Source organism: Iodobacter sp. CM08 (genome assembly GCF_033446605.1).
GTDB lineage: Bacteria > Pseudomonadota > Gammaproteobacteria > Burkholderiales > Chitinibacteraceae > Iodobacter.
This window is the reverse complement of the sequence record NZ_JAWQUO010000021.1, coordinates 1-26,689: the sequence shown is the minus strand read 5'-3', so window position 1 is coordinate 26,689 and position 26,689 is coordinate 1. Positions and strand designations below refer to the sequence as shown.

Annotated in this window: 30 protein-coding genes and 1 pseudogene; 17 read left to right on the top strand and 14 right to left on the bottom strand. The window is 47.2% G+C overall.

The window, feature by feature from the left end; translation table 11 throughout:
* Positions 1-10: 10 nt before the first annotated feature.
* A complete protein-coding gene (locus R6242_RS13335; protein WP_318427555.1) occupies positions 11-466 on the bottom strand; it encodes a cache domain-containing protein in 456 nt (151 codons plus the stop codon).
* A gap of 523 nt (positions 467-989) precedes the next feature.
* On the opposite strand from R6242_RS13335, the gene R6242_RS13330 reads away from it, so the two are divergent.
* The 4 genes from R6242_RS13330 (at position 990) to R6242_RS13315 (ending at position 4,362) form a co-directional block, all read left to right on the top strand.
* Positions 990-1,961: an HD-GYP domain-containing protein gene (locus tag R6242_RS13330; RefSeq protein ID WP_318427554.1), complete on the top strand. Its 972-nt coding sequence runs from the start codon at positions 990-992 to the stop codon at positions 1,959-1,961.
* 71 nt (positions 1,962-2,032) lie between these two features.
* Positions 2,033-3,301, top strand: a complete 1,269-nt coding sequence (locus R6242_RS13325; protein WP_318427553.1) for an aspartate carbamoyltransferase — start codon at positions 2,033-2,035, stop codon at positions 3,299-3,301.
* Positions 3,302-3,381: 80 nt separating this feature from the next.
* Positions 3,382-3,696 (top strand): DUF2322 family protein, encoded by a 315-nt coding sequence (locus R6242_RS13320; RefSeq protein ID WP_318427552.1) that lies wholly within the window; start codon positions 3,382-3,384, stop codon positions 3,694-3,696.
* Between the two features lie 54 nt (positions 3,697-3,750).
* Positions 3,751-4,362 carry a lytic transglycosylase domain-containing protein gene (locus tag R6242_RS13315; RefSeq protein ID WP_318427551.1) on the top strand — a complete coding sequence of 204 codons (612 nt, stop codon included), beginning with the start codon at positions 3,751-3,753 and terminating at the stop codon, positions 4,360-4,362.
* Here R6242_RS13315 and R6242_RS13310 read toward each other — a convergent pair whose 3' ends face one another.
* Together R6242_RS13310 and xth are read right to left on the bottom strand one after the other, a co-directional pair.
* Positions 4,363-5,034 carry a Crp/Fnr family transcriptional regulator gene (locus tag R6242_RS13310; RefSeq protein WP_318427550.1) on the bottom strand — a complete coding sequence of 224 codons (672 nt, stop codon included), beginning with the start codon at positions 5,032-5,034 and terminating at the stop codon, positions 4,363-4,365.
* A gap of 114 nt (positions 5,035-5,148) precedes the next feature.
* Positions 5,149-5,919: an exodeoxyribonuclease III gene (gene xth / locus R6242_RS13305; protein WP_318427549.1), complete on the bottom strand. Its 771-nt coding sequence runs from the start codon at positions 5,917-5,919 to the stop codon at positions 5,149-5,151.
* A gap of 421 nt (positions 5,920-6,340) precedes the next feature.
* Between xth and R6242_RS13300 the strand changes: the two genes are divergently transcribed.
* Positions 6,341-6,604 carry a hypothetical protein gene (locus R6242_RS13300; protein ID WP_318427548.1) on the top strand — a complete coding sequence of 88 codons (264 nt, stop codon included), beginning with the start codon at positions 6,341-6,343 and terminating at the stop codon, positions 6,602-6,604.
* 132 nt (positions 6,605-6,736) lie between these two features.
* On the opposite strand, the gene R6242_RS13295 is transcribed toward R6242_RS13300, so the two are convergent.
* The 4 genes from R6242_RS13295 to R6242_RS13280 form a co-directional block, all read right to left on the bottom strand.
* Positions 6,737-7,276: a DUF4337 domain-containing protein gene (locus tag R6242_RS13295; RefSeq protein ID WP_318427547.1), complete on the bottom strand. Its 540-nt coding sequence runs from the start codon at positions 7,274-7,276 to the stop codon at positions 6,737-6,739.
* Positions 7,277-7,512: 236 nt separating this feature from the next.
* Positions 7,513-7,932 carry a hypothetical protein gene (locus R6242_RS13290; protein WP_318427546.1) on the bottom strand — a complete coding sequence of 140 codons (420 nt, stop codon included), beginning with the start codon at positions 7,930-7,932 and terminating at the stop codon, positions 7,513-7,515.
* Between the two features lie 127 nt (positions 7,933-8,059).
* A complete protein-coding gene (locus R6242_RS13285; RefSeq protein WP_318427545.1) occupies positions 8,060-8,515 on the bottom strand; it encodes a DUF4124 domain-containing protein in 456 nt (151 codons plus the stop codon).
* Between the two features lie 148 nt (positions 8,516-8,663).
* Positions 8,664-8,810, bottom strand: coding sequence for a hypothetical protein (locus R6242_RS13280; protein WP_318427544.1), 147 nt, complete (start codon positions 8,808-8,810; stop codon positions 8,664-8,666).
* A gap of 119 nt (positions 8,811-8,929) precedes the next feature.
* Here R6242_RS13280 and R6242_RS13275 point away from each other — a divergent pair, with 119 nt between their 5' ends.
* The 6 genes from R6242_RS13275 to R6242_RS13250 all read left to right on the top strand — a co-directional run bounded on the left by R6242_RS13275 (position 8,930) and on the right by R6242_RS13250 (position 14,679).
* A complete protein-coding gene (locus R6242_RS13275) occupies positions 8,930-9,925 on the top strand; it encodes a sugar ABC transporter substrate-binding protein (RefSeq protein ID WP_318427543.1) in 996 nt (331 codons plus the stop codon).
* Between the two features lie 90 nt (positions 9,926-10,015).
* Entirely contained in the window at positions 10,016-10,975 is a 960-nt protein-coding gene (locus R6242_RS13270; protein WP_318427542.1) for an ABC transporter permease, read from the top strand.
* Positions 10,975-11,781, top strand: a complete 807-nt coding sequence (locus R6242_RS13265; RefSeq protein WP_318427541.1) for an ATP-binding cassette domain-containing protein — start codon at positions 10,975-10,977, stop codon at positions 11,779-11,781. The genes R6242_RS13270 and R6242_RS13265 overlap by 1 nt, the downstream gene beginning before the upstream one ends.
* An 18-nt stretch (positions 11,782-11,799) precedes the next feature.
* On the top strand, positions 11,800-12,255 hold the full coding sequence (locus R6242_RS13260; RefSeq protein WP_318427540.1) for an RbsD/FucU family protein: 456 nt from the start codon (positions 11,800-11,802) through the stop codon (positions 12,253-12,255).
* Positions 12,236-13,471: an ROK family transcriptional regulator gene (locus R6242_RS13255; protein ID WP_318427539.1), complete on the top strand. Its 1,236-nt coding sequence runs from the start codon at positions 12,236-12,238 to the stop codon at positions 13,469-13,471. The genes R6242_RS13260 and R6242_RS13255 overlap by 20 nt, the downstream gene beginning before the upstream one ends.
* A gap of 287 nt (positions 13,472-13,758) precedes the next feature.
* Positions 13,759-14,679, top strand: a complete 921-nt coding sequence (locus R6242_RS13250; protein ID WP_318427538.1) for a carbohydrate kinase — start codon at positions 13,759-13,761, stop codon at positions 14,677-14,679.
* Here R6242_RS13250 and R6242_RS13245 read toward each other — a convergent pair.
* Genes R6242_RS13245 through R6242_RS13235 form a run of 3 tightly spaced genes read right to left on the bottom strand, consistent with a single transcriptional unit; the run spans position 14,676 to position 16,163 of the window.
* Positions 14,676-15,278 carry a hypothetical protein gene (locus R6242_RS13245; RefSeq protein WP_318427537.1) on the bottom strand — a complete coding sequence of 201 codons (603 nt, stop codon included), beginning with the start codon at positions 15,276-15,278 and terminating at the stop codon, positions 14,676-14,678. The genes R6242_RS13250 and R6242_RS13245 overlap by 4 nt on opposite strands.
* 26 nt (positions 15,279-15,304) lie before the next feature.
* Complete coding sequence (locus tag R6242_RS13240; protein WP_293935943.1) at positions 15,305-15,763, bottom strand: LEA type 2 family protein; 459 nt, start codon at positions 15,761-15,763, stop codon at positions 15,305-15,307.
* On the bottom strand, positions 15,756-16,163 hold the full coding sequence (locus R6242_RS13235) for a thioesterase family protein (RefSeq protein ID WP_318427536.1): 408 nt from the start codon (positions 16,161-16,163) through the stop codon (positions 15,756-15,758). The genes R6242_RS13240 and R6242_RS13235 overlap by 8 nt, the downstream gene beginning before the upstream one ends.
* A gap of 229 nt (positions 16,164-16,392) precedes the next feature.
* Between R6242_RS13235 and R6242_RS13230 the strand changes: the two genes are divergently transcribed.
* Positions 16,393-18,720 carry an AsmA family protein gene (locus tag R6242_RS13230; protein ID WP_318427535.1) on the top strand — a complete coding sequence of 776 codons (2,328 nt, stop codon included), beginning with the start codon at positions 16,393-16,395 and terminating at the stop codon, positions 18,718-18,720.
* Positions 18,720-19,751, top strand: a complete 1,032-nt coding sequence (gene mutY, locus R6242_RS13225; RefSeq protein WP_318427534.1) for an A/G-specific adenine glycosylase — start codon at positions 18,720-18,722, stop codon at positions 19,749-19,751. The genes R6242_RS13230 and mutY overlap by 1 nt, the downstream gene beginning before the upstream one ends.
* A 277-nt stretch (positions 19,752-20,028) precedes the next feature.
* Here the strand turns inward: mutY and rarD are convergent, their stop codons facing one another.
* Positions 20,029-20,937: an EamA family transporter RarD gene (rarD, locus tag R6242_RS13220; RefSeq protein ID WP_318427533.1), complete on the bottom strand. Its 909-nt coding sequence runs from the start codon at positions 20,935-20,937 to the stop codon at positions 20,029-20,031.
* Positions 20,938-21,137: 200 nt separating this feature from the next.
* On the opposite strand from rarD, the gene R6242_RS13215 reads away from it, so the two are divergent.
* From R6242_RS13215 to R6242_RS13205, 3 genes are all read left to right on the top strand, one after another.
* Positions 21,138-22,079, top strand: a complete 942-nt coding sequence (locus R6242_RS13215) for a 5'-nucleotidase (protein ID WP_318427532.1) — start codon at positions 21,138-21,140, stop codon at positions 22,077-22,079.
* Between the two features lie 56 nt (positions 22,080-22,135).
* Positions 22,136-22,474, top strand: a complete 339-nt coding sequence (locus R6242_RS13210; protein WP_318427531.1) for a hypothetical protein — start codon at positions 22,136-22,138, stop codon at positions 22,472-22,474.
* A 136-nt stretch (positions 22,475-22,610) separates the two neighbouring features.
* Positions 22,611-22,997, top strand: a complete 387-nt coding sequence (locus tag R6242_RS13205) for a VOC family protein (RefSeq protein WP_318427530.1) — start codon at positions 22,611-22,613, stop codon at positions 22,995-22,997.
* Positions 22,998-23,804: 807 nt separating this feature from the next.
* Here R6242_RS13205 and R6242_RS13200 read toward each other — a convergent pair.
* The 3 genes and pseudogenes from R6242_RS13200 to R6242_RS13190 form a co-directional block, all read right to left on the bottom strand.
* Positions 23,805-24,530, bottom strand: a pseudogene (locus R6242_RS13200) (transposase).
* A 116-nt stretch (positions 24,531-24,646) separates the two neighbouring features.
* Positions 24,647-25,381: a GNAT family protein gene (locus R6242_RS13195; protein ID WP_318427529.1), complete on the bottom strand. Its 735-nt coding sequence runs from the start codon at positions 25,379-25,381 to the stop codon at positions 24,647-24,649.
* Positions 25,382-25,394: 13 nt separating this feature from the next.
* Entirely contained in the window at positions 25,395-25,838 is a 444-nt protein-coding gene (locus R6242_RS13190; RefSeq protein ID WP_318427528.1) for a rhodanese-like domain-containing protein, read from the bottom strand.
* Positions 25,839-26,129: 291 nt separating this feature from the next.
* Between R6242_RS13190 and R6242_RS13185 the strand changes: the two genes are divergently transcribed.
* The gene (locus R6242_RS13185; RefSeq protein ID WP_318427527.1) at positions 26,130-26,573 is read left to right on the top strand and encodes a winged helix-turn-helix domain-containing protein; all 444 of its coding nucleotides are present in this window, start codon (positions 26,130-26,132) and stop codon (positions 26,571-26,573) included.
* The last annotated feature ends 116 nt before the right edge of the window (positions 26,574-26,689 follow it).

Sequence of the window (26,689 nt, the reverse complement as noted above, 5' to 3'; positions counted from 1 at the left end):
GTCAGTAATTTCAATTTTCATGATAGACACCAGCACAAATAATTAACTCTTGATAGTTTGTGCAAAATGTATCTTTATTCAGTACTTGCTTTGTTAGTGGATCGGTAAATTTATAGCTATGCCAAAATTCGTTTTTTTCACCTGATAATTTGACTCTTTCTTTCATATATTCCTTGCCTGAAACATCAACAATACTTATAAAATTTTTCCCTACCATTTTTTCAGTCTGCCCATGGGCATAGCAATTCCCCTTGCGATCATAAGCAACAACATAAATATCTCTGTCTATGAACTCAGTACTGGGTGCAGTAAACGCTTTAAAGCTTTTTTCCCTGCCATTTTTCTGTAAATAATTAATCGATTTTTTTACTAAATTTTCTGCATCCGTCTTACTGCCTCGACCTTCAGCAAAACAAATAGGCAAGATAAACAGCCCCATTAGCATCAACAAACATAGCATTCTCATTATTATTTTCCTTTACCCCAGCAAATACTTACAAGTAGACTATTTGTTGTAACAAATCCAATAAAATAACAACGCCAATCCCAAGCTATTAATTTATAGCGAATGTGTAGCGTTTAATCCACCGCAAAGAGGGGTGAACGTTGTTTTGATCTCATCACGCCAGCGTGCTGTATATTCAAATTTCATTAGATCGCAATGTTTAGAGATGTTTTACTTGGTAAAATGCCAACAGTAGCTAAGGATATAATCAAGTCTCCAGCCATTTTGTAAACAAAAGTAGCCCTATTAATGCTTTTCCTTCATATAAGATCCGCAAAAATTGCTTAAGCAATCCTATTAAAATTTTTGTAAGTTTATACTTGGCATATTTAAATCCTTAAATTCAACATCCGCACTGACAGCGTGTTTTTCTAATCAAGAGGTGCTTGGTCTATTTTTTGGCTAAAAATGAATGAATTATCACCACACCACGTCGCCTTGCCGTTTATTCAGCTAAAATGACAGAGATAACACGGAGCTTTGCATGGCCTCATCCCCTCAACCCAGTGGCTCTAAGAATTCTCGACCCGCATCAGCCCCACGATTCATCTTTGAATCGCGTGCTGCGCTTGATCGAATTTTAAGTAAATCAGATACTTACACTGGGGTGTTCCCTAGCCATATCAGTAGCATCGTTGGCCATCTTAGCCATGCCTGCGATATTAATCGTAATGTGGTGATTGGCATGATTATGCTGCGCCAAGATGGCACTTACGCTATTCGGCATGCCATTAATGTGGCCTGCGTGGTGGAGCTGGCCTTGCGTGATTTAGGCCGATCAGCAGTAGAGCGCAAACCCGTTGTTGCTGCCGCCCTCACCATGAATATTGGCATGTACGCCATTCAAGAAAAGCTATCCAGCCAATCTGGGCCCCTCTCCGATGAACAACGCCATCTGATGCAAGTTCATCCGATTGAAGGCCGAGATCTATTACGCAAATTAGGCGTAACCGATCCGCTTTGGCTTGATTATGTTCTGCAGCACCATGAGATCCCTGATGGCAGCGGCTATCCACAGCGCCTATCTGGTGATGATATTCACTTTGAGGCGCGCTTAATTGGGATTGCCGATCGCTATTGCGCCATGCTGACCCGCAATGCTTGGCGGCGCGGGCAATTGTCTGACTTAGCCCTGCTGACATCCTTAACCGGCTCGCAAAATAGTATTGATGTCAAACTGGGCCGTCTGTTTACCCAAACCATGGGGCTTTATCCTCCTGGTGCGGTTGTGCAATTATTAAATGGCGAAATTGGCATCGTCAAACGCCCTGGCCGTGGTGAACAAACCCCAGTCGTTGCGGCATTATTCAATAAGCAGTGGCAGCCACTCATAAATATCGTTGAACGGGATAGCGACGATATTGATTTCAGCATTATTTCCGTGATCGAAAGCCAGCGCGTTGCGGGCCTAGTGCCTATGGAAGACGTATGGGGTGGTGACGCTGCTGGCGCTTAGTATACGCAAAGTGTATGCATTACATAGAAATAACCTGTAGACTACACGCACTGTGTAGACAAGGTGGTGATATGCAAAGCGCGCAACAAAATACACTTCGTGATGCCATGCGCATCCTCAACCTAACTCGTGATGCTTTAACAGAACGATTAGGCGTCAGCCGACGAGCCTTAGATAGCTGGCTATTACCCGATCATTCCAATGAACACCGCAGCATGCCCACCATTGTTGAGCGTTTTTTAGCAGAAATTCTAAGCCAAACCCCTAAAAACCTCACAACACAAAATATCGACTCTGCCTCTGCCCATTGGGCTCCCCACCTATTATCCGTCGAGCAATTTAGCCGCGAATCGGTTGAAGAGCTATTTCGGATTGCCGATATGATGCAGCCCGTTGCCCGCAGACAAAAAACCTGCCGCGTACTAGAAGGTGCGGTGCTGGCCAATCTGTTTTTTGAAGCCAGTACCCGCACTCGGATTAGCTTTGGCGCGGCGTTTTGCCGGCTAGGTGGCTCGGTGTGTGATACCACCGGCTTTACCTTTTCCTCCATGGCCAAGGGCGAATCAATCTACGACACCAGCCGTGTAGTCAGTGGCTACGCCGATGTGATTGTGGTGCGTCACCCTGAGCAGGGCGCGGTGGCCGAGTTTGCCCTCGCCAGCAATATCCCCATCATTAACGGTGGCGATGGGCCGGGTGAGCATCCAACCCAAGCACTGCTGGATCTTTACACCATGGAGCGCGAATTCTCCCGCCTAGATAAATTAATCGATGGCAGCCATATTGCCTTGGTCGGCGATTTAAAACATGGCCGTGCGGCGCACTCCTTAGCTAAGTTACTGGGTTTATATCGTGGACTCAAAATCACGCTACTTGCCCCAAGCGACCTAGAAATGCCAGCGAGTATCATGGATGCCGCCAGCCGCAATGGCAATATTGTGCAGTGCACCGATAATCTAGCCACTGGGCTGGCTGATGCCGACGTGATTTATGCTACTCGCGTGCAAAAAGAGCGTATGCAAGGCGAGGTAATGGAAGGTTATGGTGAGAACTTTCAAATTAACTTGCAAGCGGTTAATCGCTTCTGCAAGCCAGATGTGATTGTGATGCACCCTTTACCGAGAGATAGCCGCAGCGGTGCCAATGATCTCTCTACCGATTTAAATCAAGACCCACGCCTCGCCATTTTTCGCCAAACCGATAACGGCGTGCCGATCCGTATGGCGATCTTTGCTAAACTGCTGGGCGTAGAGCAGCAAATTGCGCATAGCCTGCGCGATATTAGCTGGATCCACCCACAAAAGCTGGGCCCCAATGACGCGTCTTTTGATGAATTATAAGCGAGCACATCACCTTCCCTAGCAGCCTGTTGGGCTGAGCATCAGGCCACCAAATTACTAGCCAACACCAAGGATTTACTATGCTTTTTACCGATGTATTAGCCAGCTTACCTACTATTGAGCATTTATCAGCACTAGAGCTGCTTGATGGCGAACATATAGTGGCGCGTATTGAAAACAAGCCAGGCCAAGCAGGCAGCGTTCGGGTTTATCATGCCTTATACCAAGAGTTTGGTGCCATCAATGCAGTGGCGGCAGCCAAGGGTGTTCGGCTTTATGCAGAGCACAGCGCAGATGCAATTGCGTTTCCAAATAAGCATCCAAATATTGATCGCCTACTGGCCTTAGCCGCAGCTGGCCAGCCATTAGCCGTTAGATTGATTGCGGCTGGTTGACCAATACCCACATAGAAGCTACATTCCAAGCTAATCTCAATATAAATAAAGCCTATGTTTAAGCATTACTTTCTATTAATTAGCTTGGTTTGTTGTGGCCTTGCCCATGCTGGTGCCCAAAAAGAAGAGCAACTTTCTTCTGCAGTACAAACCTCAATGCAAAGATCGATCAATGATGGGCAATCCGCCAGATTGGTTTTTGCCAATCCCAATGATGGCGAAGCTTGGCTTGCGGCGATGTCGGCCCGTTTAGCAAAACGAATCCCTGATGAATTTATCCGCCGCACCCTACTCACCGCCATTCATTACGAAGCCAGCCGCGCAGGCTTAGATCCGCAATTAGTTTTGGGCCTTATTCATGTAGAAAGTGGCTTTAATCGCTATGCTTTCTCTGTGGTTGGAGCGCGTGGGTTAATGCAGGTTATGCCATTTTGGCAAAGATCGATTGGCAGCAGCGGGCACAATTTATTCGATATGAATACTAATTTGCGCTATGGCTGTACGATTTTGCGCCACTATTTAAATATAGAAAACGGTGATTACTTTAGGGCACTCGGCCGTTACAACGGCAGCTTAGGCCGTGCCGAATACCCTAATCTTGTTTATGGCGCATGGAAAAACTATTACGCTTATGCAGGTGGAGACACCAAGCTGGCAGAAAAATAACTATCCTGGCAATTTATCCGCTTGCAATAAGCGAATAAATCCAAGCTCCATCTGAATCCAGCTGCGCTCTCCCCAAACACTGAGCTGTTTATTCACGCTTTCACGGCTAGAGCCAACCATATTGGCTAATTCTTGTTGGGTGAGTTTTAAATCAATAGTAACGCCATCCGCATCTTTAATTCCATGCTGGTTAGCTAGCTGCCTAAGCATTTTTCCTAGACGCTGAGGCAAATTTAAAAACAGCGTATCTTGCAATAAATCATCGACATAACGTAAACGCAGGCATAAAACCGCCAGCATTTGTCGCATCACCTTGGGGTGGCGATCTAAATATTGCATCACATTTTCTCGCCGCAACACCAGCAACTCACAAGCCTCCAGAGTTTCAACACTAGCCGTACGGGGGCCCCCATCCAACATCGCAATCTCGCCAAACATTTCCCCTGCTTCCAAGATGCAAATTGTGGCTTCTTTACCTTCCGCGCTGCTTCTAACTACTTTTAAACGCCCATGCAAAATGGCGTACATTTCATCGCCTAAAGAGCCCTGAACCACAACCAATTGCTTGGCCCGCAAGCTACGCCATTCAGTTTGGCTCGCAAGATCCGCTAATTCTGCATTACTTAAATCACAAAACAGGCTACTGCCTGATAATAATTTGGCTTTATCCATATGGCACTCTTTAAATTTGATACTAGCAAGCTGCCAGATATAACAAAAAACATACTTAATATGACCTAATCCAACGGCTATCGCAGTGGCTTAGTCCCTAGAACCTTAGAACGCTTAAATCGACAAGCTAGCAATCACTGGCGTATGGTCTGATGGGCGTTCATTTTTCCTTGGTTCTTTATCAATCACGCACGCGCTGCATAAAGGGACTAATTCTTTAGTCAATAAAATATGATCAATGCGCATGCCGGCATTTTTTCTAAACCCAAAGCCACGATAATCCCACCAAGAAAATGATTTTTCTGGCTGATCAAATAGGCGATAAGAATCTGTTAATCCCAAATCTAATAAGGCCTGAAATGCCGCTCGCTCAGGCTCTGAGACCAAAACCTGCCCTTCCCATTTTTTAGGATCATGCACATCAATATCATGCGGTGCGATATTATAATCCCCCAACAGCGCCAGCTTAGGATGCACCGCCAATTCTGTTTTTAACCAAGCAGTTAAAGCCGCCAGCCAAGATAATTTATATGGGTATTTATCTGAATCTAATGACTGCCCATTTGGAATATAAGCACAAACCAAACGCACCCCCTGCATCGTGGCCGCAATTAATCTCACCTGATGATCAATAAAGTTGGGGATATTAATAACCACATCACTTAAAGCTTCACGAGCAATAATCGCCACACCGTTATAGGTTTTTTGCCCTGCAAATACCACATGAAACCCTGCCGCTTCAATTTCCGCCCGCGGAAACACCACGTCTTCCATTTTAGTTTCTTGCAAGCAAAGCGCCGTGACCTCCGGATTAGCCGCCAACCACTCCAACACCTGTGGCAAACGTACTTTCAAACTATTTACATTCCAGGTCACAATTTTCATCACGGCGTGTATTCCATTTATTAAGGTTTATATTTCTCTGCAAGCAATACAGAATCATCTTATCTGTATATTTTTACATGAATTAGCTGCGGCATGGCACTTTAAAGAGTGTAAAAATGGGGAAAACAAGTTCATAAAAAACATATGCACAAACTAATCGCTACTTTATTGGAAAAAATAACCAAGCCCTGCACTTTACATGGAGCAATTCACTTCGAAGTATACAGCCTCAGCGCTTGGCATTTTGACATGGTGTAGCAGCACTCATACCTATGTAATTTATGCTGCATATACACGAAAATAAGAAATTGCTAATAAAGAGTCGCAGCAAGCAATTTTATCTAGCCCCCCAATTAAGCGTAATATTTGCCAATTAAATGTTTATTAAACATTGATGCACTGTTTAAACAAGAAAATCGCCATGCTTACACTCCCCTCTATATGGAATATATTAATATCCAGCATAGTATTTTTTATTGCTGTTTGGTATCTGCGGCGCTATTTAGATGAGCAAGGCCTGCCTCAGGGAGTAACGCGCAGCCTGCTGGTATTTATGCTGGCATCTTTAGCCTCTTGTGGCGCAGGCACCGTTGTAGACAAAATAGAAGGGAACAAAACAACCCAGACTACGCCAACAGAACTTAAAAAACTTTTAAATGCCGCTAAGCAAGGCGATCATGAATAGTCTGTCAGCGGTTAAGTAAGCGAATTTACACCTTCATTTTGTGCCATAAATACTCTTACCAAGTACCCCATTAAATGAATGGGGTACTACTTGCCACACCCTGTTCAATTAAGCGCAGCAAGCAGCGCTTAATTACATAAATAGAAAAAATCCATCTGCAAAATAAACCGCACCGATAAGCCCCATTGGCCATGCTGCATACCAAACTGGTTTACGTTTAAATAACCCAGCAATCGAGCTAAGCAAAATAGCAATTTGCAAAAAAATCACTGCTAAGCCAAAAGGTTTGGAATGGCGCTGGGCTTGATCTCGCTCATTTTCTAGCTGTCTGGCTTTTTGCTGTATTTGTGTTTTTTCTTGCTCATACTTCGCCACTTTACTACCGTAATCTTGCAAAGCTTGCTCAAAATGCTGTTTAAGCTCCGGTGATGAATTGGCAGGTAAGGCCCATAAATCTAAAGCCAATTTTTCTTTTTGTAATTGATACAAATTAGCTTTAACACTCTTTGCCTGAAAAAAAGCCCATTGATCTGAGGCTTGAGTTTGGCTAATAATGCTGCGGGTTGAGTAACCACCACCTTTAAAAGTAGATAATGTAGCGCATACAGCCAGAGTAACCGTGCTAAGTGCTAAATAATTAAGCCAAGGATCTTTTTTTTCTTCGGACATCATTTAATTCTTTAATGTGAAATAAGCAAGGACTTTGGGTCTTAAAATAGTAGCCCAATATTTTATTTAAATTAATCCAGTGGTATTTTATTTTAAATATGCACACTCCTCTACTGCAGCACGCAATGGTTTTAAGCCGTTTTCCTTAGCGGCTAAAGCAAATAAAACACCCCATGCGATTATCTCGAATGGGGTGTAAATAGCCAAAGACATCGGCTTTACATTATTACTCTGGCATTTTACGCGGCAGAGGCAGCAGATGCATGCTTTTTAGCGGGAGCCTTATGCACTGCAGATGCAGACGAAGCGGCTGAGGCATGTTTTTTAGCTTGTGCTTTTTGTACTGTAGAAGCAGCAGATGCTGGCTTTTTCATTGAAGCCTTATACACTGCAGATGCAGACGAAGCGGCTGAGGCGTGTTTTTTAGCCTGTGCTTTTTGTACTGTAGAGGCCGCAGATGCCGCTGAAGTGTGCTTTTTAGCATGTATTTTATGTACCGAAGATGCAGCAGAAGCTTTCTTATCTGCATGCTTGGTAGCCGTTGTTTTAACAGAATGAGTTTGTACTTTAACGGGTGTTGATGCTACTTCTGCCGCCATACCGAAAGCAGTAGTTGCAACAAATACAGTAGCGGCAAGAGTTGTCAGCAGTTTGTTCATGATCTGGATTCCTGAATTTCGCTCGGTGTTGAGCGGGTAAATTCAGTATCTACTCTCTCGCTTTAGAGTTCGATATAACGTTAGTAGCGATGTGTAACAGACTGTTTAAAATCCATCATCAAGCCTGCTATTTAATCGCAGGCATATTTTTCTTTTCTACCACCGGAAAACCCGCCTTATTTAAGCTCGCACTCCAAATCAATTTATCCCAAGGGCTAAGCACCTGCTTCCCCATCAATAACACCGGCGTGCGCACTGAAAGGCTGCCTACTAGATTGATAAATTCAATCATTTGCTGCTCAGATCGATTTGGATTTTTTAACTCATAGCTGATATTGCGGCTATCTAGCAAGGCCACCGCGTCCGCACATGGCTGGCCACATTCTGGCGTTACAAACAAAACCATGGCGGCTTGCACTTGACTCGCGTTATTACTTGGCACGCGAATCGGCCTTTCCCGCACATTTTGCCCTACAGCAGGCTGATCAGAATAATAAACATGGCCATCTGCATCACGCCATTGATAAACCTTAGCCGCAAAGCTAGGGGAACTGAGCAACAAAGCCAATAAAAAATATTTCATACTTAAACTCTTAGCAATCTACCTATTACAGATCAAGCATTATAGACCGCCGCTGTTTATTACTCTTATTTCAATATAAGAAAATACTTAAACAACATTTTTCTTTAAGCCCGTTTACAAACAGCACCACTTCATCAGCAGCTACCGTTCATCTGCAAACCACCTTATTCAGCCCAAGCAATAACTCCCACCACAAAAGCAGCTTATCCCATGCAAAGCCGCAGCCCGCCTTAACATCTAGATCAATTTCGCAAGTAAAAACCCATACAAACGATTGTTTAATAAGGGTTTTCATATAAATAAACCCTATTGATTTATTAAATAATTACGCATAGCATGGATTAAATCAAATGGATTGATTTATAACACATCAGTGCTTTGATGCCTTTAGGCTAAACCCCTTGGAGAAAAGACATGTTGCAGACCCGTATCTCGATCGCCCTTGCCTCACTGACTTTGGCCCTACCCGTGTTTGCTAGCGAACCTGTGATTGGCTTGGTTACCAAAACTGAAACCAATCCATTTTTTGTAAAAATGAAAGAAGGTGCAGCCGCCGAGGCTAAAGCCAAAGGCGCAAAACTGCTTTCGGCAGCAGGTAAAGCCGATGGCGATAACGCAGGCCAAGTCACCGCCATTGAGAACATGATTGCGGCAGGGGCAAAAACGATTTTGATTGCTCCAAATGATTCCAAAGCCATTGTGCCAACCATTAAAAAAGCCCGTGAAAAAGGCATTTTGATAATCGCCTTAGATAGCCCAACAGAACCAACTGACGCAACGGATGCCTTATTTGCCACCGATAACTTTAAGGCGGGCATCTTAATCGGCGAATACGCCAAAGCTACTTTTGCAGGCAAGCCAGCCAAAATTGCCACCTTAGATCTCTTTCCTGGCCACCCCGTAGGTGCGCAGCGCCATAATGGTTTTTTGCAAGGATTTGGCTTGCAATCTTTTGATGCAAAAAACAATGAATTAGCTAAACCAAGCAATGTGGTCTGTATGGCCGATAGTTTTGGCGATCAAGCCAAAGGCCAAACGGCGATGGAAAACTGCCTACAAAAAAATCCTGATATCAATTTGGTTTACACCATCAACGAGCCAGCGGCAGCGGGTGCTTTTAATGCACTAAAAAAAGCCGGTAAGGAGAAAAGCGTGCTGATTGTTTCTGTGGATGGCGGCTGCCAAGGAATTAAAGACTTAAAGAATGGGAAAATCGCGGCCACCTCGCAGCAATACCCTTTAAAAATGGCGGCAATGGGCGTAGCTGCAGGCATTGAATACGCCAAGACCGGCAAAAAACCTTCCGGCTATACCGATACAGGCGTAATGCTGATTACCGCCAAGCCCGTGGCTGGCATTGAAAGCAAAGACAGCAAAACCGGTATGGATCTGTGCTGGGGCAATAAATAATTTTCCCTTAATCAGCCTAAGCGTTATCGATCTTCTCTTTAACGCTTGGCTCTGGCCTATCCAATCAACAAAAACAGCAAGGAGCGTTGTATGCCGAGTTGGAAAGAACACATCCCTTCAATCGGCACCCTAGGGCCCTTTTTTGCGCTCTTAATCGCCTGTATTTTTTTCTCTTTCCAAAGCGAGCAGTTTTTAACTGGGGCAAATTTTTCCTTAATTTTGCAGCAGATTATGGTGGTTGGGCTGATTGCTATCGGACAAACCTTAATTATTCTTACCGCAGGGATCGATCTATCTTGCGGTATGGTCATGGCGCTGGGCGGCGTAGTTATGACCAAAGTAGCGCATGATTTTGGCCTGCACCCAAGCTTAGCCATTGGTCTTGGCTTAGCAGTAACTGCTGGCTTTGGCCTCATTAATGGCTTACTGGTAACGCGGATTAAACTGCCGCCGTTTATTGTGACGCTAGGCACGATGAATATTGCGTTTGCAATTACCCAGCTTTATTCCGGCTCGCAAACCATTACCGATCTCCCCGCCAGCATGACTTTTCTTGGTAACACTTTTAATTTGGGCCAAACCCAAGTGGCCTACGGTACGGTACTGATGCTGATTTGCTATGCATTAAGCTGGATCTGGCTGCGTGAAACTGCGGCAGGTCGGCACATTTATGCCGTTGGCAACAATCCTGAAGCCACTCGCCTCACTGGCATCCCCACCCACAGAGTCATTCTAATGGTGTATGTGCTGGCGGGGCTTTGCTACGGCGTGGCATCGCTATTATCAGTGGCGCGTACCGGTGTGGGCGACCCGAATGCGGGGCAGACTGAAAACCTAGATGCCATTACCGCCGTGGTACTGGGTGGCACTAGCTTATTTGGTGGCCGTGGTGTGGTGCTTGGTTCCTTAATTGGCGCAATGATTGTGGGTGTGTTTCGTAATGGCCTTACCTTGATGGGGGTTTCATCGGTTTATCAAATTCTGATTACCGGTATTTTGGTGATTCTTGCCGTTGCTACCGATCAACTATCCAGAAAAGGGGAACGCTAATGAGCCCGCATCCAGAACAAAATACCCGCCCTTTGGTGATTCAGGCCAAAGGCTTAGTAAAACGCTATGGCCAAGTCACCGCCTTAGATGGTGCTGATTTCGAGCTGCGTGCAGGGGAAATTTTGGCTGTGATTGGGGATAATGGCGCGGGTAAATCCTCCTTAATTAAGGCTTTATCCGGCGCAATTACCCCCGATAGCGGCGATATTCTGCTAGATGGGCAAAGCGTTTGCTTTAAAAGCCCAATCGAAGCCCGCCGTGCAGGCATCGAAACCGTTTACCAAGACCTCGCCGTAGCCCCTGCCATGACCATTGCAGAAAACTTATTTATGGGCAGAGAAATCCGCCGTGCTGGTTTGTTGGGCAGCCTTGGGTTTTTAGATAAAAAGCGCATGTTAAATGACAGCATCGCCTATATGCAGGAGCTAAAAATTGGCATCCGCTCCATGACTCAGGCGGTTGAAACATTATCAGGCGGCCAGCGTCAAGGGGTGGCGGTGGCACGCGCTGCCGCCTTTGCCCGCCATGTGGTTATCATGGATGAGCCTACCGCAGCCCTTGGGGTTAAAGAAGGCAATATGGTGCTAGAGCTGATCCGCAATGTACGTAACCGAGGCTTACCCGTCGTACTGATCAGCCACAATATGCCGCATGTGTTTGAGATAGCTGATCGCATCCACGTTGCCCGCTTAGGGCGCAGAGCCGCCGTGCTCAACCCTAAGGCCATCACCATGAGTGACGCCGTAGCGGTGATGACTGGTGCTATGAAGCCCGAGGATATTCCCGCAGAGTGGTTAGCCCAATAGCAGCACAGGAGAAACAGCATGCTAAAAGGAATAGACCCACTACTCACGCCTGAATTACTTAAGGTGTTAGCCGAGATGGGGCATGGCAATGAAATTGTCATCGCCGATGCCAACTTTACCGCCGCCTCGTTGGCTGCGGGCAAGCCCTTGATTTATCTTGCTGGCGTGGGCGTTGCCCGTGCAGTAAACGCAATTATCAGCCTATTGCCCTTAGATCAAGACGTAAGCCAGCCCATTGCCTATATGCAAGTGAGCCACCAAGCCACAGGCTGGTGCAGCGCATTACAAAAGCAAGTCATCAGCGAGCTAAACGATGCAGGCCATGCACTAGCTGGGCAATACGAGGCACTAGAGCGATTTGCTTTCTATGAGCGCGTCAAGCAAGCTTACGCCATTGTGTTAACTGCCGAATTACAGCCTTACAGCAACTTCATCTTAAAAAAAGGAGTGATTGGTGAGCCTCTCGCCGGATAACAGCAGCGCCTCTACAAACAAACTCAAACCCAGAGGCTCTTCACAAGGGGGAATGCGCCAGTACAACGAGCGCGTTGTATTGCAAGCCATTCGCTTGAATGGCCAGATCTCTGGGGCAGAAATCGCCAGATTAACCCACTTAACGGCGCAAGCTATTTCTCTGATCACCAAGCGTTTAATCGATGACGAGCTGCTAATCAAAGAAACCCCGCAGCGCGGTAAAGTGGGCCAGCCATCGGTGCCGCTTGCGCTCAACCCCAATGGGGCGTTTGCAATTGGGGTAAAAGTGGGGCGACGCAGCTTAGATATTTTGCTGGTGGATTTTAGCGGCGCGGTGCGCGAGCGCTGGAACTTAAGCTATGACTTTGCCGATCCTAGCCAAATCTTGGGCCATATCAGCGAGTGCCTAACCAAAATCAAACACACGCTAGGCGCAAAGCTATGGGAGCGCATACAGGGCATAGGCATTGCTGCACCACTACATATGGGCGGCTGGCAACAACTACTCGGCCTTGATGCCGAGGTGGTGGCACGCTGGGAGCGCTTTCAACTCAAAGAAGAAATTGCCACGCTAACCGGCTTACCGGTGCAAACGCTTAAAGACACCACCGCCGCCTGTGTGGCCGAATTAGTAGCAGGGCGTGGCCGCGATATGCGTAACTTTGTTTACGTTTTTGTAGATACCTTTATTGGCGGCGGCCTAGTGCTAGATAGCCATTTACATCTGGGTAAGCATGGTAATGCCGGTGCATTAGGCTCTTTGCCACTGGGGCTAAACGGTAGCGGAAAACACAGCCCGCAGTTATTGAATGTGGCATCGTTATTTAAACTAGAAAGCCGGTTTATTGCCGCAGGCTTAGATGGCCGCGCCACTAGCGATGAGCGGGCCGTTAGCCCAGAATACTGGCCACATACCGAAGCATGGATTGCAGAAACAGCCCCACCTATTGCCTTTGCCATGCTCAATAGCACTTGCCTGCTCGATTTAGAAGGCGTGATTGTTGACGGCTGCTTTTGTAGCGCAGTAAAAGAAGCACTGATCGCTGCCGTTGAAGCGGCTATGCAAGATTTCAACTGGGAAGGTATTGTTGCACCGCAAGTATTCGCGGGCACGATAGGCTCGGACGCCAGAGCACTAGGCGGAGCTTTGCTGCCGCTCTACGCCAACTTCGCCCCCGACCGAGATCTATTTTTAAAACTAGACGATGCCCTGTAAGGCCACGACTTAAGCTATTTAACTGATATTACACACCAAGACTATTTGTCCACGAAAAACACTAAATACACAAAAAAACGGATCAAACAGCAGTAATCTCCCGCTGCTTTTATCATGATGCGTAGATGAGTTACTTCATAACGATTTGATATTAAATATATTTATCTAAATCAATCAAAAATCAATAGTCATGCTGCATCTGTTCATACTTTTTGTGTTTTTAGTGGGCTGCATATTGTTTGACCTTACTGCGTAACATCATCCATTTAAAACTCACAAAGAGCATCATGAATCAGCCCAACTCCTCCCCCCTGCCCCGCTTTATTGCTGCTGGGGAAGCCCTCACCGATATGATTAAAACCGAAGGCAACCATTGGCAAAGTAAAGTTGGCGGCTCTACTTGGAATGTCAGCCGTGTACTCGCCAGCTTAGGCGTAGCCAGTGCTTTTGCTGGGGCTATCAGTAAGGATTGTTTTGGCCAAGATTTATACCAAGCATCTAGCGAAGCGGGCTTAGATTTGCGCTTTTTACAGCAGCTAGATAAATCCCCCTTGCTGGCGATTGTGCCTGCCGCTCACCCACCACAATATTTTTTTATTGGAGACAACTCAGCAGATTTATATTTTGCCCCAGAAGCCCTACCGGCTGGTTGGCAAAGCGCGGTAAGTTGGGCGCATTTTGGTGGCATCAGCTTAGCCCGCCAGCCGCTAGGCAAACGCTTACTCGCCTTAGCGGTGGAGCTTAAGCAGCTTGGCGTTAAAATCAGCTACGACCCCAATTTTAGAGTTTTGATGGATCAAGACTACGACGCCACATTCAAAGCCATGAGCCAGCTAGCCGATGTGATCAAGGTATCTGATGAAGACTTAATAGGCTTATTTCGTAGCAATGACATCGATAACGCATTAAAAACGCTCATCAGTTGGAACCCACAAGCCAGCATTCTGTATACCCGTGGCGCAGACGGAGCATCTTTAATCACGCCCGACACCATCGTAATCAGCGCGGCAATTGAGGTGAGTGTGGCCGATACAGTAGGAGCAGGGGATGCCTCAATCGGCGGGCTAATCTATAGCATGATAACTTGGCCAGAGCGCGAAGCAGGCGAGCATTTACGCTTTGCCATCGCCAGCGGAGCAGCGGCCTGCATGCACCACGGCGCCAGCCCGCCTAGCCTAGAAAGCATACAAGGGCTGTATTTGGATTAATGTCCGCTTGGCTTAGCAGCAGGTTCGGCGGTTGCTTCGGCAGCTTTGCCGGGCGCACTGCGATTTTGCTTAACGCACTCCTTCCACGCCGCACTGCCCTTGCCACCGCCTGCGGGTAGAACACAATCACCACCACCAAACTTCACATAGCCACCACCTGCGGGTTTGATATCCTCGCCTGCAGATTCACCATGTGCGGCAGCAGGTGCGGCGGCGGCGCCGTGCTCTGCGGCGCCTGTGGCTTTTGCTCCGCCACGCCGCTCTAAGTCTTCTACTTTGACTTCTAATTCTTCTACTTCAATTTTCTTTTCTTTAACTTCTTTTTTAAGCTCCGTGATTCTTTCCTCAAGATCTTTACGCGTCTCGATGGTTTCTTCAAAAGAAACCTTCAGACGGGCAATTTGCTCAATATATTGGGCTCTTTCAAAATTACGCTTGGTCATCCCAATCGCAATCCCAATAATCAGCACCAGCAAAAATCCAAAAAAACCGCCACCAATCATCAGTTTTAGACGGTTTTTTTGCATAAAGGAGGGGCTAGGCTCACCACTTGTTGCGTGCTCATCATGTGAGGCAGCAGGTGCAGCATGATCACTCATCGCTCTCTTTCCAATTTAATCAGGGTTTAGGGTAACGTCACTTCCCCTTGCCGTTCAAAGCTTACGCCATCTGGGCGTAAAGGTAGGAACAGTTTACCTTTAATACGATAGGCGATTGGCTTGCCACTTGCTTGCAGAGCATTAAATTGTTGGATAAAAGTCGTTAAAGAGGTACTCACACGTAGTTTTATCACGGCCGATCCCAAGCGCGGCAACGTGGTTGCCTCATTAGAAACCCCATTCGCAAACGGCTTATCATTCACCTCCAAATTGATATTTAGCCCATTTAATGGAATATCAATATTATTAGGATTATTGACCCGTAAATTAAGAATAAATTGCTGCTCAAGCAGGCCTATTTCTGCCACGCTGATTCCAGCCAAACTTACCGTTGGCTTTTCTAAATCTGTAGGCAAGCTACCGCAAGCGGCCAATCCAAGTAACAGTCCCAAACAGGCAATCCGGCTTATGCATTTTTCAAACATGCATCATCCCTTGTAAACGCTCCGCCAATTCGCCATCTAGTGGCAAAGCGCCAGGGGTTTTAGCGCTTATCACCGCAAAAGTAACATCCGCTTCAGCCACTAATTTATCGTTATCTAAGCGCAAGATACGCTGATTAATAATGCCTTCTTTCTCACCAAGATGCGTTAAGCGGGTTTCAATTTTTAGCACATCGCCCATTGTGGCGGGGCGTTTATAGCGGATATCAACGCGGCTAATGACTAAGGCTAAACGCTCATTGGTAAACCATTCTAAACCACCGCTTTCATCCACCAATGCCCAACGCGCTTCTTCCAAAAACTCTAAATAACGAGCGTTATTCACATGGCCATATAAATCTAAATGATAACCGCGAACCTTAATTTCTGTAGTCTGAGCCATATATTTTTCCCTAGTGTGAAAATTATTATCAATTCAAAGCCTAAATACATAGGCAAGATCACCACAAAGCAAAGCCACTGATTTAACGTCATAAATGCCGCTTTAAAGCCAATAAGCGACAAGATCTAGGGCAAAAATGCCGCCTTAATCTGCTTTCTGCCGTGCTTTTTAATGTAATAAGATCAATCTTAACTTTGAAATTAATCCAAGTCTTCGGGATAATCCCGCTATGCACCGTCCTCACATAGATTGGCGACACTCTCGCCCTTTCCGAATTTGCCTGCTTTTGCTCGTCATGCTTGTGACGCTGCTTGGCACGCTACCCTATTTTATTTCTTTTGATCTGATCAAAAGTGAGCTTTCCAGCATGCTGGAAAAAGACACTCAACGCCAACTCACCATACGGGGTGATGCGCGTTTTGTCTTGCTGCCACAACCGGCGCTACTGCTAGATGATGTCACCCTTACCGAGCCAAGCCAAAAAGATATTTTCGCTCACGCGGATCGTGTGCGCGTTGAGCTGAGCCTGTGGCCATTACTGTTTGGTAAAGGGAAAATTAAAGCGCTAGATTTTGAAAAGCCTGAGCTGAATGTAACTCGCCGCGAAGACGGCACGTATAATTTTGAAGACTTACTCACACCTAAATCGCAAACCAAAGAGCTGAGTTTCTCGCTCGATACCGTGCATTTTAACGAGGCGGCATTTAAGCTTTCTGACGAGTTTTTGGGTGAAAGTATTCGCCTCTCCCGCCTTAATCTCACCATGAAAAACCTATCCGACCCCAAGGCAGGGCGTTTGGATATGGATGGCATACTGCTAATTGGCGATGGAGATAGACCGGTGCAATGGCAAGGCACTTTAAGTGCCACGGCAGCCATGCGCTATCACGAGGCCGATCATCGCTTACTGGTGGCTGATTTACTGCTAGAGCTAGAGCAAAAAGGCGGCAGCTCGCCTGAGCTGCGCTTGCAAGATGTAAAAGTAAGTACCGTAGGTAATCTAATCTACGGCTGGCAACCTTTGCGCTTTAATGGCGGGGAGCTAAAGCTCACCGCCTCTGGCCAACGTGCAGGCCAGCACTGGAAGGGCGAGCTGGATGTGCCAGAGATTTTATTCTCTAAAGAGGCGATTAGCCTAAACCGCCTTAAGCTGAATGTGGATATGCAAAGCCCAAGCGGCCAGCTTAGCGCTAAAGCCACCATCCCCACTTTATCTGGTATGCAGCAAGGCCTGCTGCGCACCGATTTAGCCCGCTTTGAAGTCAAACTCAATAGCCCAGAACAAAACCTAGCGCTATCTTTTGCCAGCCCGCTAGAGCTACTGAAAGGCAGCATTGCTAGATTGCCCGCCTATAGCTTAAGCGGTAGCTACACTAACCGTAACCTACCACGTGGTGCAATTGGCCTAGATCTAAAAGGCGTAGGCACGCTTAATTTGCAGGCAGAAACACTTAGCCTCTCCAGCCAAGGCCAGCTAGATAAATCCCCCATTAAAGCCACGGTCGATGTGAGCGACTTTGTTCACCCCCACTACGCCGTTGATGTGGATTTACACAAACTCGATTTATCACCCTATTTGCCCGTAGTGGCCGCTGGGGCAAAAACAGTTAACCCAGATAAGCCTTTTGATTTTTGGTGGCTGAATAATTTAGATGCCAGCGGCAAGCTAAAAATTGGCGAGCTGGCGTTACAAAAACTGCATATCAATGATATCTCACTGCAATTTGCGGCCAAAAACCGTAAATTAAATCTAGACCCACTCGCAGCTACGCTTTATGAAGGCCAGCTAAGTGGCAGCTTAGAAGTGGATGCCAATAAGAAAAACGCTTCTTTCCGTGTGCAGCAAAAGCTTGCCAATATGAATATCAACGCGCTGCTGGCCGATGTATTTGATACCAGCCGCTTTGAAGGCCGTGGCCACGTTGATCTAGATGTTTCAGCCGTCGGTAATCAGCTCAGTGATTTACGCCGCACCGCAGGGGGCAATGTGCGCTTACTGCTCAACCAAGGCGCCATACGCGGCATTGATCTTGAAGCCTTACTACGCACCACCAGCCGCCAAATCAGCCTAATGAATGGCGAGCCCAGCCCACCCGCTAACTTAAACGCAAAAACCAGTTTTAGTGAGCTACGCTCCACCCTTACGTTAAAGCACGGCATTGCCAGCAATAGCGACCTAGACCTTACAGCAGGCATTCTAAAACTAAATGGTGGCGGCACTTTAGACCTTAACAGTAACGCCATTGATTACAATATGTACGCCAGCGCCAACCCTAAAGTGCCAGAGCTTAAAGGCTTAGCGGGTTTAAAACTGCCGATCCAATTATCCGGAGCACTCAATGCCCCTGAATACCATGTCGACTACGCCAGCCTAAAAGAGCAAATTTTAATCAAACAAAAAGCCGCTGCAGAACAGCAAAAAAGCGCAGCAGAAGCCGCGGCCAAACAAAAGAAACAGCTTGCAGCACAGGCTGTTGCTGATAAAAAAGCAGCCGATATCGCCGCCAAAGCCGCCGCCACAAAGAAACTAGCCAAACCCACTAAGAAAACCCACTAATGAGCGATTTTTCCCAGCGTTTAATCGCTTGGCAGGCCGTACACGGCCGCCACAATCTACCTTGGCAAGTCAGCGATCCTTACAAGGTATGGCTGTCTGAAATCATGCTGCAGCAAACGCAGGTGATCACGGTTATTCCCTATTACCAGCAGTTTTTAGAGCGCTTTCCTGACGTGGCAAGCCTTGCCAGCGCCAGTGGTGATGATGTTTTAGCCAGATGGAGCGGGCTGGGCTACTACAGCCGCGCACGCAATCTACACAAAGCCGCGAAAATGGTGATGGAGCGCTTTGGCGGAGCATTTCCGCGCACGCCCGAGCTTCTAGCCGAGCTACCTGGCGTTGGCCCATCCACCGCCGCCGCCATTGCCGCGTTTAGCTTTGGCGCGCACGCGGCTATTCTGGATGGCAATGTAAAACGCGTGCTAGCCCGCTGGGCAGGTATTAGCGGCTATCCGGGCACTAAAATAGTTGAAAGAGAATTGTGGCAACTGGCGGCAACGCTGCTGCCAGAGCAAGGCATAGAGCGCTATACGCAAAGCCTGATGGATATGGGCGCAACCATCTGCACGCCTAAAAAACCAGCCTGTATCACCTGCCCCGTGTTTGATGATTGCATCGCCCGCCAGCAAGGCCGTCAAGCCGAGCTGCCAACGCCCAAACCAAAAAAAGTTTCGCCAGAGCGGCAAACAGTACTGATGATGATTACAAGGGATGGCAAGCTTTTGCTAGAGCGCCGCCCGCCCACAGGCATCTGGGGCGGCTTATGGAGCCTGCCAGAAACCACCTCCACGCTAGAGGCAAGCAAAGCCTGTAGCCAACGCTTTGGGCTGGATGTTGAGTTCGACAGCGCCGCAGAAGACTTTGTGCATGTTTTTACTCATTTTCGCCTCACCATCACCCCACTGCCTGGTAGCGTGATCGGCCAAACCGCCCTCACCCACGAAGACCACCTTGGCTGGTTCAGCCAAGCAGAAGCCCTAGAACTTGGTCTGCCTTCGCCAGTAAGAAAGCTAGTAATGAAGGGGAGATAGGCAAGCATCGTAGGGTGGGTGCAAGCCCATTTACGCTAAAAATAATAATATGAATCAGTTGGTTAAATCTTAAACCACAGAGAACAGAGAGACCCACAGAGTTTCACAGAGGAAGTAAAGCTTTAAGCCTTTCTCTGTGGTTCAAGGTTTAGCGCTATTTTCTGCACTTTAAGGCTCTATGTAACTTTAATTGGCGCACATGGAGTGCAACCCACCGTTTATGCATATTTAAGACCTAAATTTGGCAGGCTTCACCCGCCCAAAGAATAATACAACATCACACCGCTTGATCAGCCAAGCGGCTAGCCTTCCAATAGCTCATCAAACCCGCAGCAGAATAAATAATCAACGCAGCCCAAATCAAAGCAAAACCAATCATGCGATCCGTGCCAAACGGCTCTTGATACAGCCACACCCCCAGTAATAATTGCAAACTAGGGCCGATATATTGGATGACACCCACCGTCGCCAGCTTCAGCGTTCTAGCCCCAGAAGCAAACATCAACAGCGGTAAAGCCGTCACCACGCCTGCGCCCATCAATAAAGCATCAGTGCTCCAACTGATATTCCCCAGCGCACCCTGCCCTTGAAACTGAAACCAAAGCAAGGCTGATAGTGCAAATGGGGCCATTAAGAACGTCTCTAAGGCGAGCCCCTCCAAAGAAGGCAGACTGGCTCTTTTACGCAGCAGCCCATACACGCCAAAACTCAAGCCCAAACAGAGCGCAATCCACGGCAAAGTACCTGCAGCAATGGTAATCCACAGCACACCTAAGGCGGCTAGCCCAACAGCAAAGCTTTGCGAGCGGCTAAGCTGCTCGCCCAAAAACAAGCGCCCCAACAACACATTAATAAGCGGATTAATAAAATATCCTAGGCTGGCATCCACCACACGGTTTTCGTTCACCGCCCAGATATACAACAGCCAATTAAGCGACAGCAGTAAGGATGACAGCGCAAACACGCCCAAAACGCGAGGATTTTTAATACTCGGTAACAACCAGCTCCAATTCTTTTGCAGCATTAAAATCACCGCCACAAACACACCAGACCAAACAATCCGATGCGAAATAATCTGCAGCGCATCAATCCCATGCAAAGCCTTCCAATAAAGCGGAAACAGGCCCCAAATAATAAAGGCCAGCACAGTAAACAAAACCCCGCGCGAAGTATTCGGTGTAGACATAAAAAAACCAAAGAAAGTAGCCAGAAAAGCAGCAAAGAACCACTTTAAAGGATACGGCACAGCAGGCTCAAGCAATATCTCGCTACAAACTGTAGGAGGTGGGTGGGGGTTGGAATATTGGCGATGCTGATGTAATCGTTATAGGCATGATAAGATTACGGTAAGCAAAAACTGCGGCCTTCCCTAGAGACCATCACAATATGCCTTACAATTTAGAAAACCGCTTGGTTGTCGGCGTGGCATCCAGCGCCGTGTTTGATCTTCATGAATCTGACGAGGTATTTCGCCGTGATGGCGAAGCGCAGTATCGAAAGTACCAAGAAGAACACTTGAGTGATCCGCTGGATAAGGGAATTGCCTTTTCGTTTATCCGCCGCCTACTCAGCCTAAATGATCTAGGTGAAGACCCCATCAACGACCCGCTGGTTGAAGTGATTCTGCTTTCCAGAAATGACCCCGACACCGGCATGCGGGTGATGAAATCTATCGCCCACCATGGGCTAGGCATCACCAGAGCCATCTTTATGCAAGGGAAGGCTCCGCACGAATACATCCCTGCTTTGAATATCTCGCTATTTTTATCTGCCAATGCCGACGACGTACGCGCGGCCATTGCCGCAGGTTTGCCAGCGGGCAGAGTGCTAGATTCTGCCATCGTAGATGATCCAAATGACTCTGGCCTACGCATTGCATTCGACTTTGACGGCGTACTGGCTGACGACGAATCAGAATCCGTCATGCACAGCACCAATAATCTAGAAATGTTCCATGCCAATGAAGTTAAAAAGAACAATCAACCACTTGGCCCCGGCCCATTGAAAGCGTTTTTCATGCGGGTTGCCAGCATTCAATCCTGTGAAGAGGCCAAGCGTAAAGCTGATCCTTCTTACAAAAACAGGCTCAGAGTTTCGCTGGTCACCGCCAGAAATGCCCCATCGCATGAGCGTGCATTGAATACCCTGAAAAGCTGGGGCGTGATGCCCAACGATGCTTTTTTCCTCGGTGGCATCGACAAAATGAAAGTACTGGCCGTGATGAAGCCACATCTATTTTTCGACGACCAATCGGGGCATCTCGCAGGCGCGGCAACCGTAGCCCCATCGGTGCATATTCCTTTTGGCATCAAAAACTTAGCACCCTAAGGCGGGCTCAATCATGCGCCGCTTACTATTATTAGACCTTAGATTTAGTTCAAATTATGAAAAACATAAGCCTAAGTGAAAGACTCGCCTCAGCATTTATTGGCGCCATATTTGGTGCGGTCATTGGCTTTATTATGGCTTGGTTATTAGGTGTGTACTCACAAACTTTAGGTCCAGGCCAAGTGCATGTTTCTATTGCAAAGTGGATTGGCGCAAGTGCCTGCATTTTTGCGCTGATTGGTTTACTCATCGGCCAGCATATCGCAACAATGATTGGCAATGCTTTGACTGCCTTATTAGAGTTTGAAACGATTGGCGACAATGGATTTCCATCATGGTGGAAATTGATTATCCTGCTTGTGGTTATTGGTGGCGGCTGGCTGTGGTTAAAATAATAAACCAGCCCAATCTATCTTTCAGTGCCGTACCTAGCTGCGGTTAAAATACCACAAAAGAACGATCGTTCTACATTGTTTTCCTAAAGTCATTTACCATGCCTAAGTAAACTCTATCGCCAAAAACTCAGGAGCCATGATGAGTACTTATATCACTTTAGGTAGTAACGATTCAGAAAAATCCAATGTATTTTACGATGCGGTGCTGGCCACGATTGACTGGAAATCACACCTCGATTTTCCTGGCTGGCGTGCTTATTCCGAGCAGGGAAAAGGCGAAAATTTCACCCTCTGGATTGCTCAGCCTTTTAACCAGCAAGCCGCCACAGCGGGCAATGGAACCATGGTGGGCTTTAGCGCAAGCACCCATGCAGAGGTCGATGCCTTCTATGCTGCGGCAATGGCCAATGGCGGGAGTGATGACGGCGCACCCGGCCTTCGCCCTCACTATGGGCCACATTGGTACGCGGCTTATATGAGAGATCCAACGGGCAATAAAATAGCCATCGTGTGCAATCAATAATCATTGCCTCCTAAATGGCGGTTTAGCCACAAAGGTAAGCCGTCATTCAATCATGAGCTGCTAACTTTCAAACCAATGGCCTGGCTTATTTTACCTGGTGCAGATATTTGGCTTGAACCTCGAGCTAAAAACATTTTACTTTATGTAAAAGATCTCCTGATTATGTCTCTTTCTCAACGAGGGGTATAATTATTTTGATACGCGTGAAAAAAAGTGAGAAGCACGATTATTTGATGTGATTTTATGCAAAAACTTCATACCCACTTCCGTTTCGTTGAAAGGATTGAACGAGAGGGATAATCAGGTTATAAAATATAAAGATGTTATGAAAACACTAACCAGCATCGATACAGGGTCTTCGTGAAAAAAAACAAAAACAAAAAGCCGGCAAATAAACTAACAATTATAGAAAGACGGCGAAAAAGATTAATCTTCAATGGATTATTTAGTTTATTTATTTTACTAATGTCCGTATGGATTATATATGCCTATTTTTACATGGAAATGCATTTTAGATGTTTTTTTGCAGCCCGAACAAACAATTATTAAAAGATGTTGAAATTATTTTCCTCACGTTATTATCAATAGCAATTAATGTATTTCTTGTTTTTTGTTTTTTTAAAAAATATCTTGATACGTTTAAATGTGATAAATAGCCAGCCCAAGGTTTCTTATGGAAGTGCTGATTAAATCGCTATACCCGATTTTTTTTATCGGTAAATCATTATAGAGACTGGCTTCTCAATAAAGCAGGAATGACGAAACCTGAATAAATCACAAATTTATTATCGACTTACCTTTTCCTGATTATATCTCTTGCTCAATTGAGGCTTGAAATACCCCTCTTGGACAAGGTTTAGCCTGCATAACGGCTTTGAGTAATCGAGGAGTCAGAGCGCACAGGTCTGCTCGACGATTGAAACGGTATTGCACCTCAGCCAAATAACGAGCCGCATATTTTGAAAATTTGAATGCATGATGCGTTCCCGATAGAGTGGCTTTCAGATTGCCAATCAACACATTGAGCCATTTAAACGCATCAATTTCAGTGCCCGCCTTCCCCTTCGGCGCAATCACCACGCGGCGTTGAAAGCCGAGCTGCTGCACGACCCTGCTCGTAACGCTACTTGCCCAAGGCATCAAGGCAGCGAAAGAGAAGCCATCAACAGGATCAAAACTCACTCAGTTAGGCTGGCCGTTACGCATTTTCACGGCAGCGACAAAGGCTGTTTTGTTCTCTGAGCCCCGCCCAGATTTGCCACCTGGATACTCACCACCGAGATAGGCTTCATCAACCCGAATATCGCCGCTTAAAGGTTGGCTGCTTTCACGTTAGCGCATTGTTTGATGCATTATGATTCCCACAGCCAGCGTGGTTTGATGTTTGCAAGCATGTTGGCACACGGGACAGCGAAACCCTTGTGGCCAACGCGCTTGGAACAATGCCGCTTCACATTGGGCTTGAGTGCTGTACTGCGGCAAAAAATCAATCAGCGACAACCCCTTTTGCATCTGAATTGGGTTGATTGCCATGACGACCACTCCAAAAAAAGAACGTTTGTTCACCTTATGCCTTTTAGGTGGTTTGAGCAAAATACATAATCAGGAAAACTTAAGTAACACCAATAGACTCGCTGCTTGTCACGTATTTATAACTCCCCCTCATCCAGCCGACTCAACAAAGGCCTAGTTAAGCTAGACAAAGCCCTTCGCTGCTGGCCGCCAGCATCAAAATTATCCTCGGCCAGCCAGCAATAAAGTACATCCCGTAATGCGGGCCATTCGCTATCAATCACCGAAAACCAAGCCGTATCCCGATTACGGCCCCTGTTAACCGCAGCTTGGCGAAACACGCCTTCAAAGCTAAAGCCCAAGCGCTGGGCGGCGCGGCGGGAGGGGGCATTGAGCGCATTGCATTTCCATTCATAACGGCGATAGCCCAGCGCAAACACGTTTTCCATCATCAGCAGCATCGCCGCCGTGGCCAGCCGTGTGCCTTGCAAGGCCGGTGAGAAATGCAGCCAGCCCACTTCGATAGATCCGGCGGCAGGATCAATGCGCAAATAAGACGCCAGCCCCAAGGCAGCCCCACTGGCCGCGTCAAGAATGGCGTAAAACTGCGGATCATCCTGCCCAGCCACCCGCCGTAGCCACGTATCAAAGGCCTGAAAATCATCAAAAGGGCCCGATGTCAGATACGTCCACATCCGGCCATCGTCTTGGCTAAATGCTTGCCACAGGCTTGCTCCATGCTTCTCAAACTGTAGTGGTTCCACCCGGCAGCCCCAGCCACTGAACACGGTTTTAGGGGGAGAAACAGGCATTTTCCAATCCAGCAATGGCAGACCGATAGGTTGATAAAAATCGTTTAATTCGTAATTCATGCTCATTCCTTTACTAACAATCACATTCGATTTGTGGCCCAGCTAGCTTGCCTGCCTCCTTACCCAGCGCAAGTGGCAAGCCATCTCGTTGCCAAAAATCGAGGCCACCGATCAGCTCTTTTACGGTAAAGCCCAGCTTTGCTAGCTTATAGCTTCCCCATGTAGAGCCATTGCAGCCAATACCATCGCAGTAGCAAACATACACCTTGCTGCGATCTAGCCGCGCCACACTGGCCTCGTCCATTTCAGCATGAGGAAAAGAAATCGCGCCTGGAATATGCCCCGCCTGATAAGCCGCCGCTTGGCGTGTATCCAGCGCAATAATATCGGGGTGAGCAGCGTATAAATCACTGGCTAAATCGGCGGCATCAGTGTGGTAGCGGAGTTTTTCCGCAAGGTAGGTGGCGGATTCTGCGGGGCTGGCAAGGCCACTGCTTTTAACGCTAGATGCTGTCATTTTGCTACTCCTGTTTCATAAATACTTACCTGATTATCCCTCTTGCTCAAAAAAAGCCATATATGACATGTAGGTCAACATTCTGTAGGGGCGCTGCTTGCTGCGCCCTGTTCAGCAAGGGCGCAGCAAGCAGCGCCCCTACGAGTTCACTCTATTAATATTGATATGCTCAGACAAACGACAAAAAATGAGCAAGAGACATAATCAGGAATACTTATGGTGGGCCCTTGCTTGCTAATACACATAATCTAAGCGTAAATTGGCCTGCTGCCTCCTACCAATTTAAGCCTTATGAGCAAACCACTTTCCGCCCCTCTCTGGCCCACGCTATTTGCTGCTTGTGCCAGCACCAACATCGGTATTCAAGCCCAGCTCACGCAAACACTCAGAAAAGCCTTGCTGGCTGGACGTTTACCCCTAGGTAGCCGCTTGCCTGCCAGCCGAGTTTTAGCTAAAGATTTAGCGATATCGCGCAGCAGTGTTGAGGCGGCTTATGCCCAGCTAGAGGCGGAAGGCTATTTACAAAGGCGAATTGGCGCGGGGAGTTTTGTGGCTTTTACACCGCTGTCTTTGCCATCAAAACAGCCAAGCCAACGCCCAGCCCAACTCTCTCGCCGTGGGCAGAGCATTGTGGATGCGGGGGGCTGCCAAGATAGCAAACCCACACAGGCTTTTAATGCGGGTCAGCCTGATCTAGCCGCCTTTCCCCACGTCCTGTGGCAAAAGCTGACCTGATTATGTCTCTTGCTCAATTGAGGCTTGAAATACCCCTCTTGGACAAGGTTTAGCCTGCATCACGGCTTTGAGTAATCGAGGAATCAGAGCGCACAGGTCTGCTCGACGATTGAAAC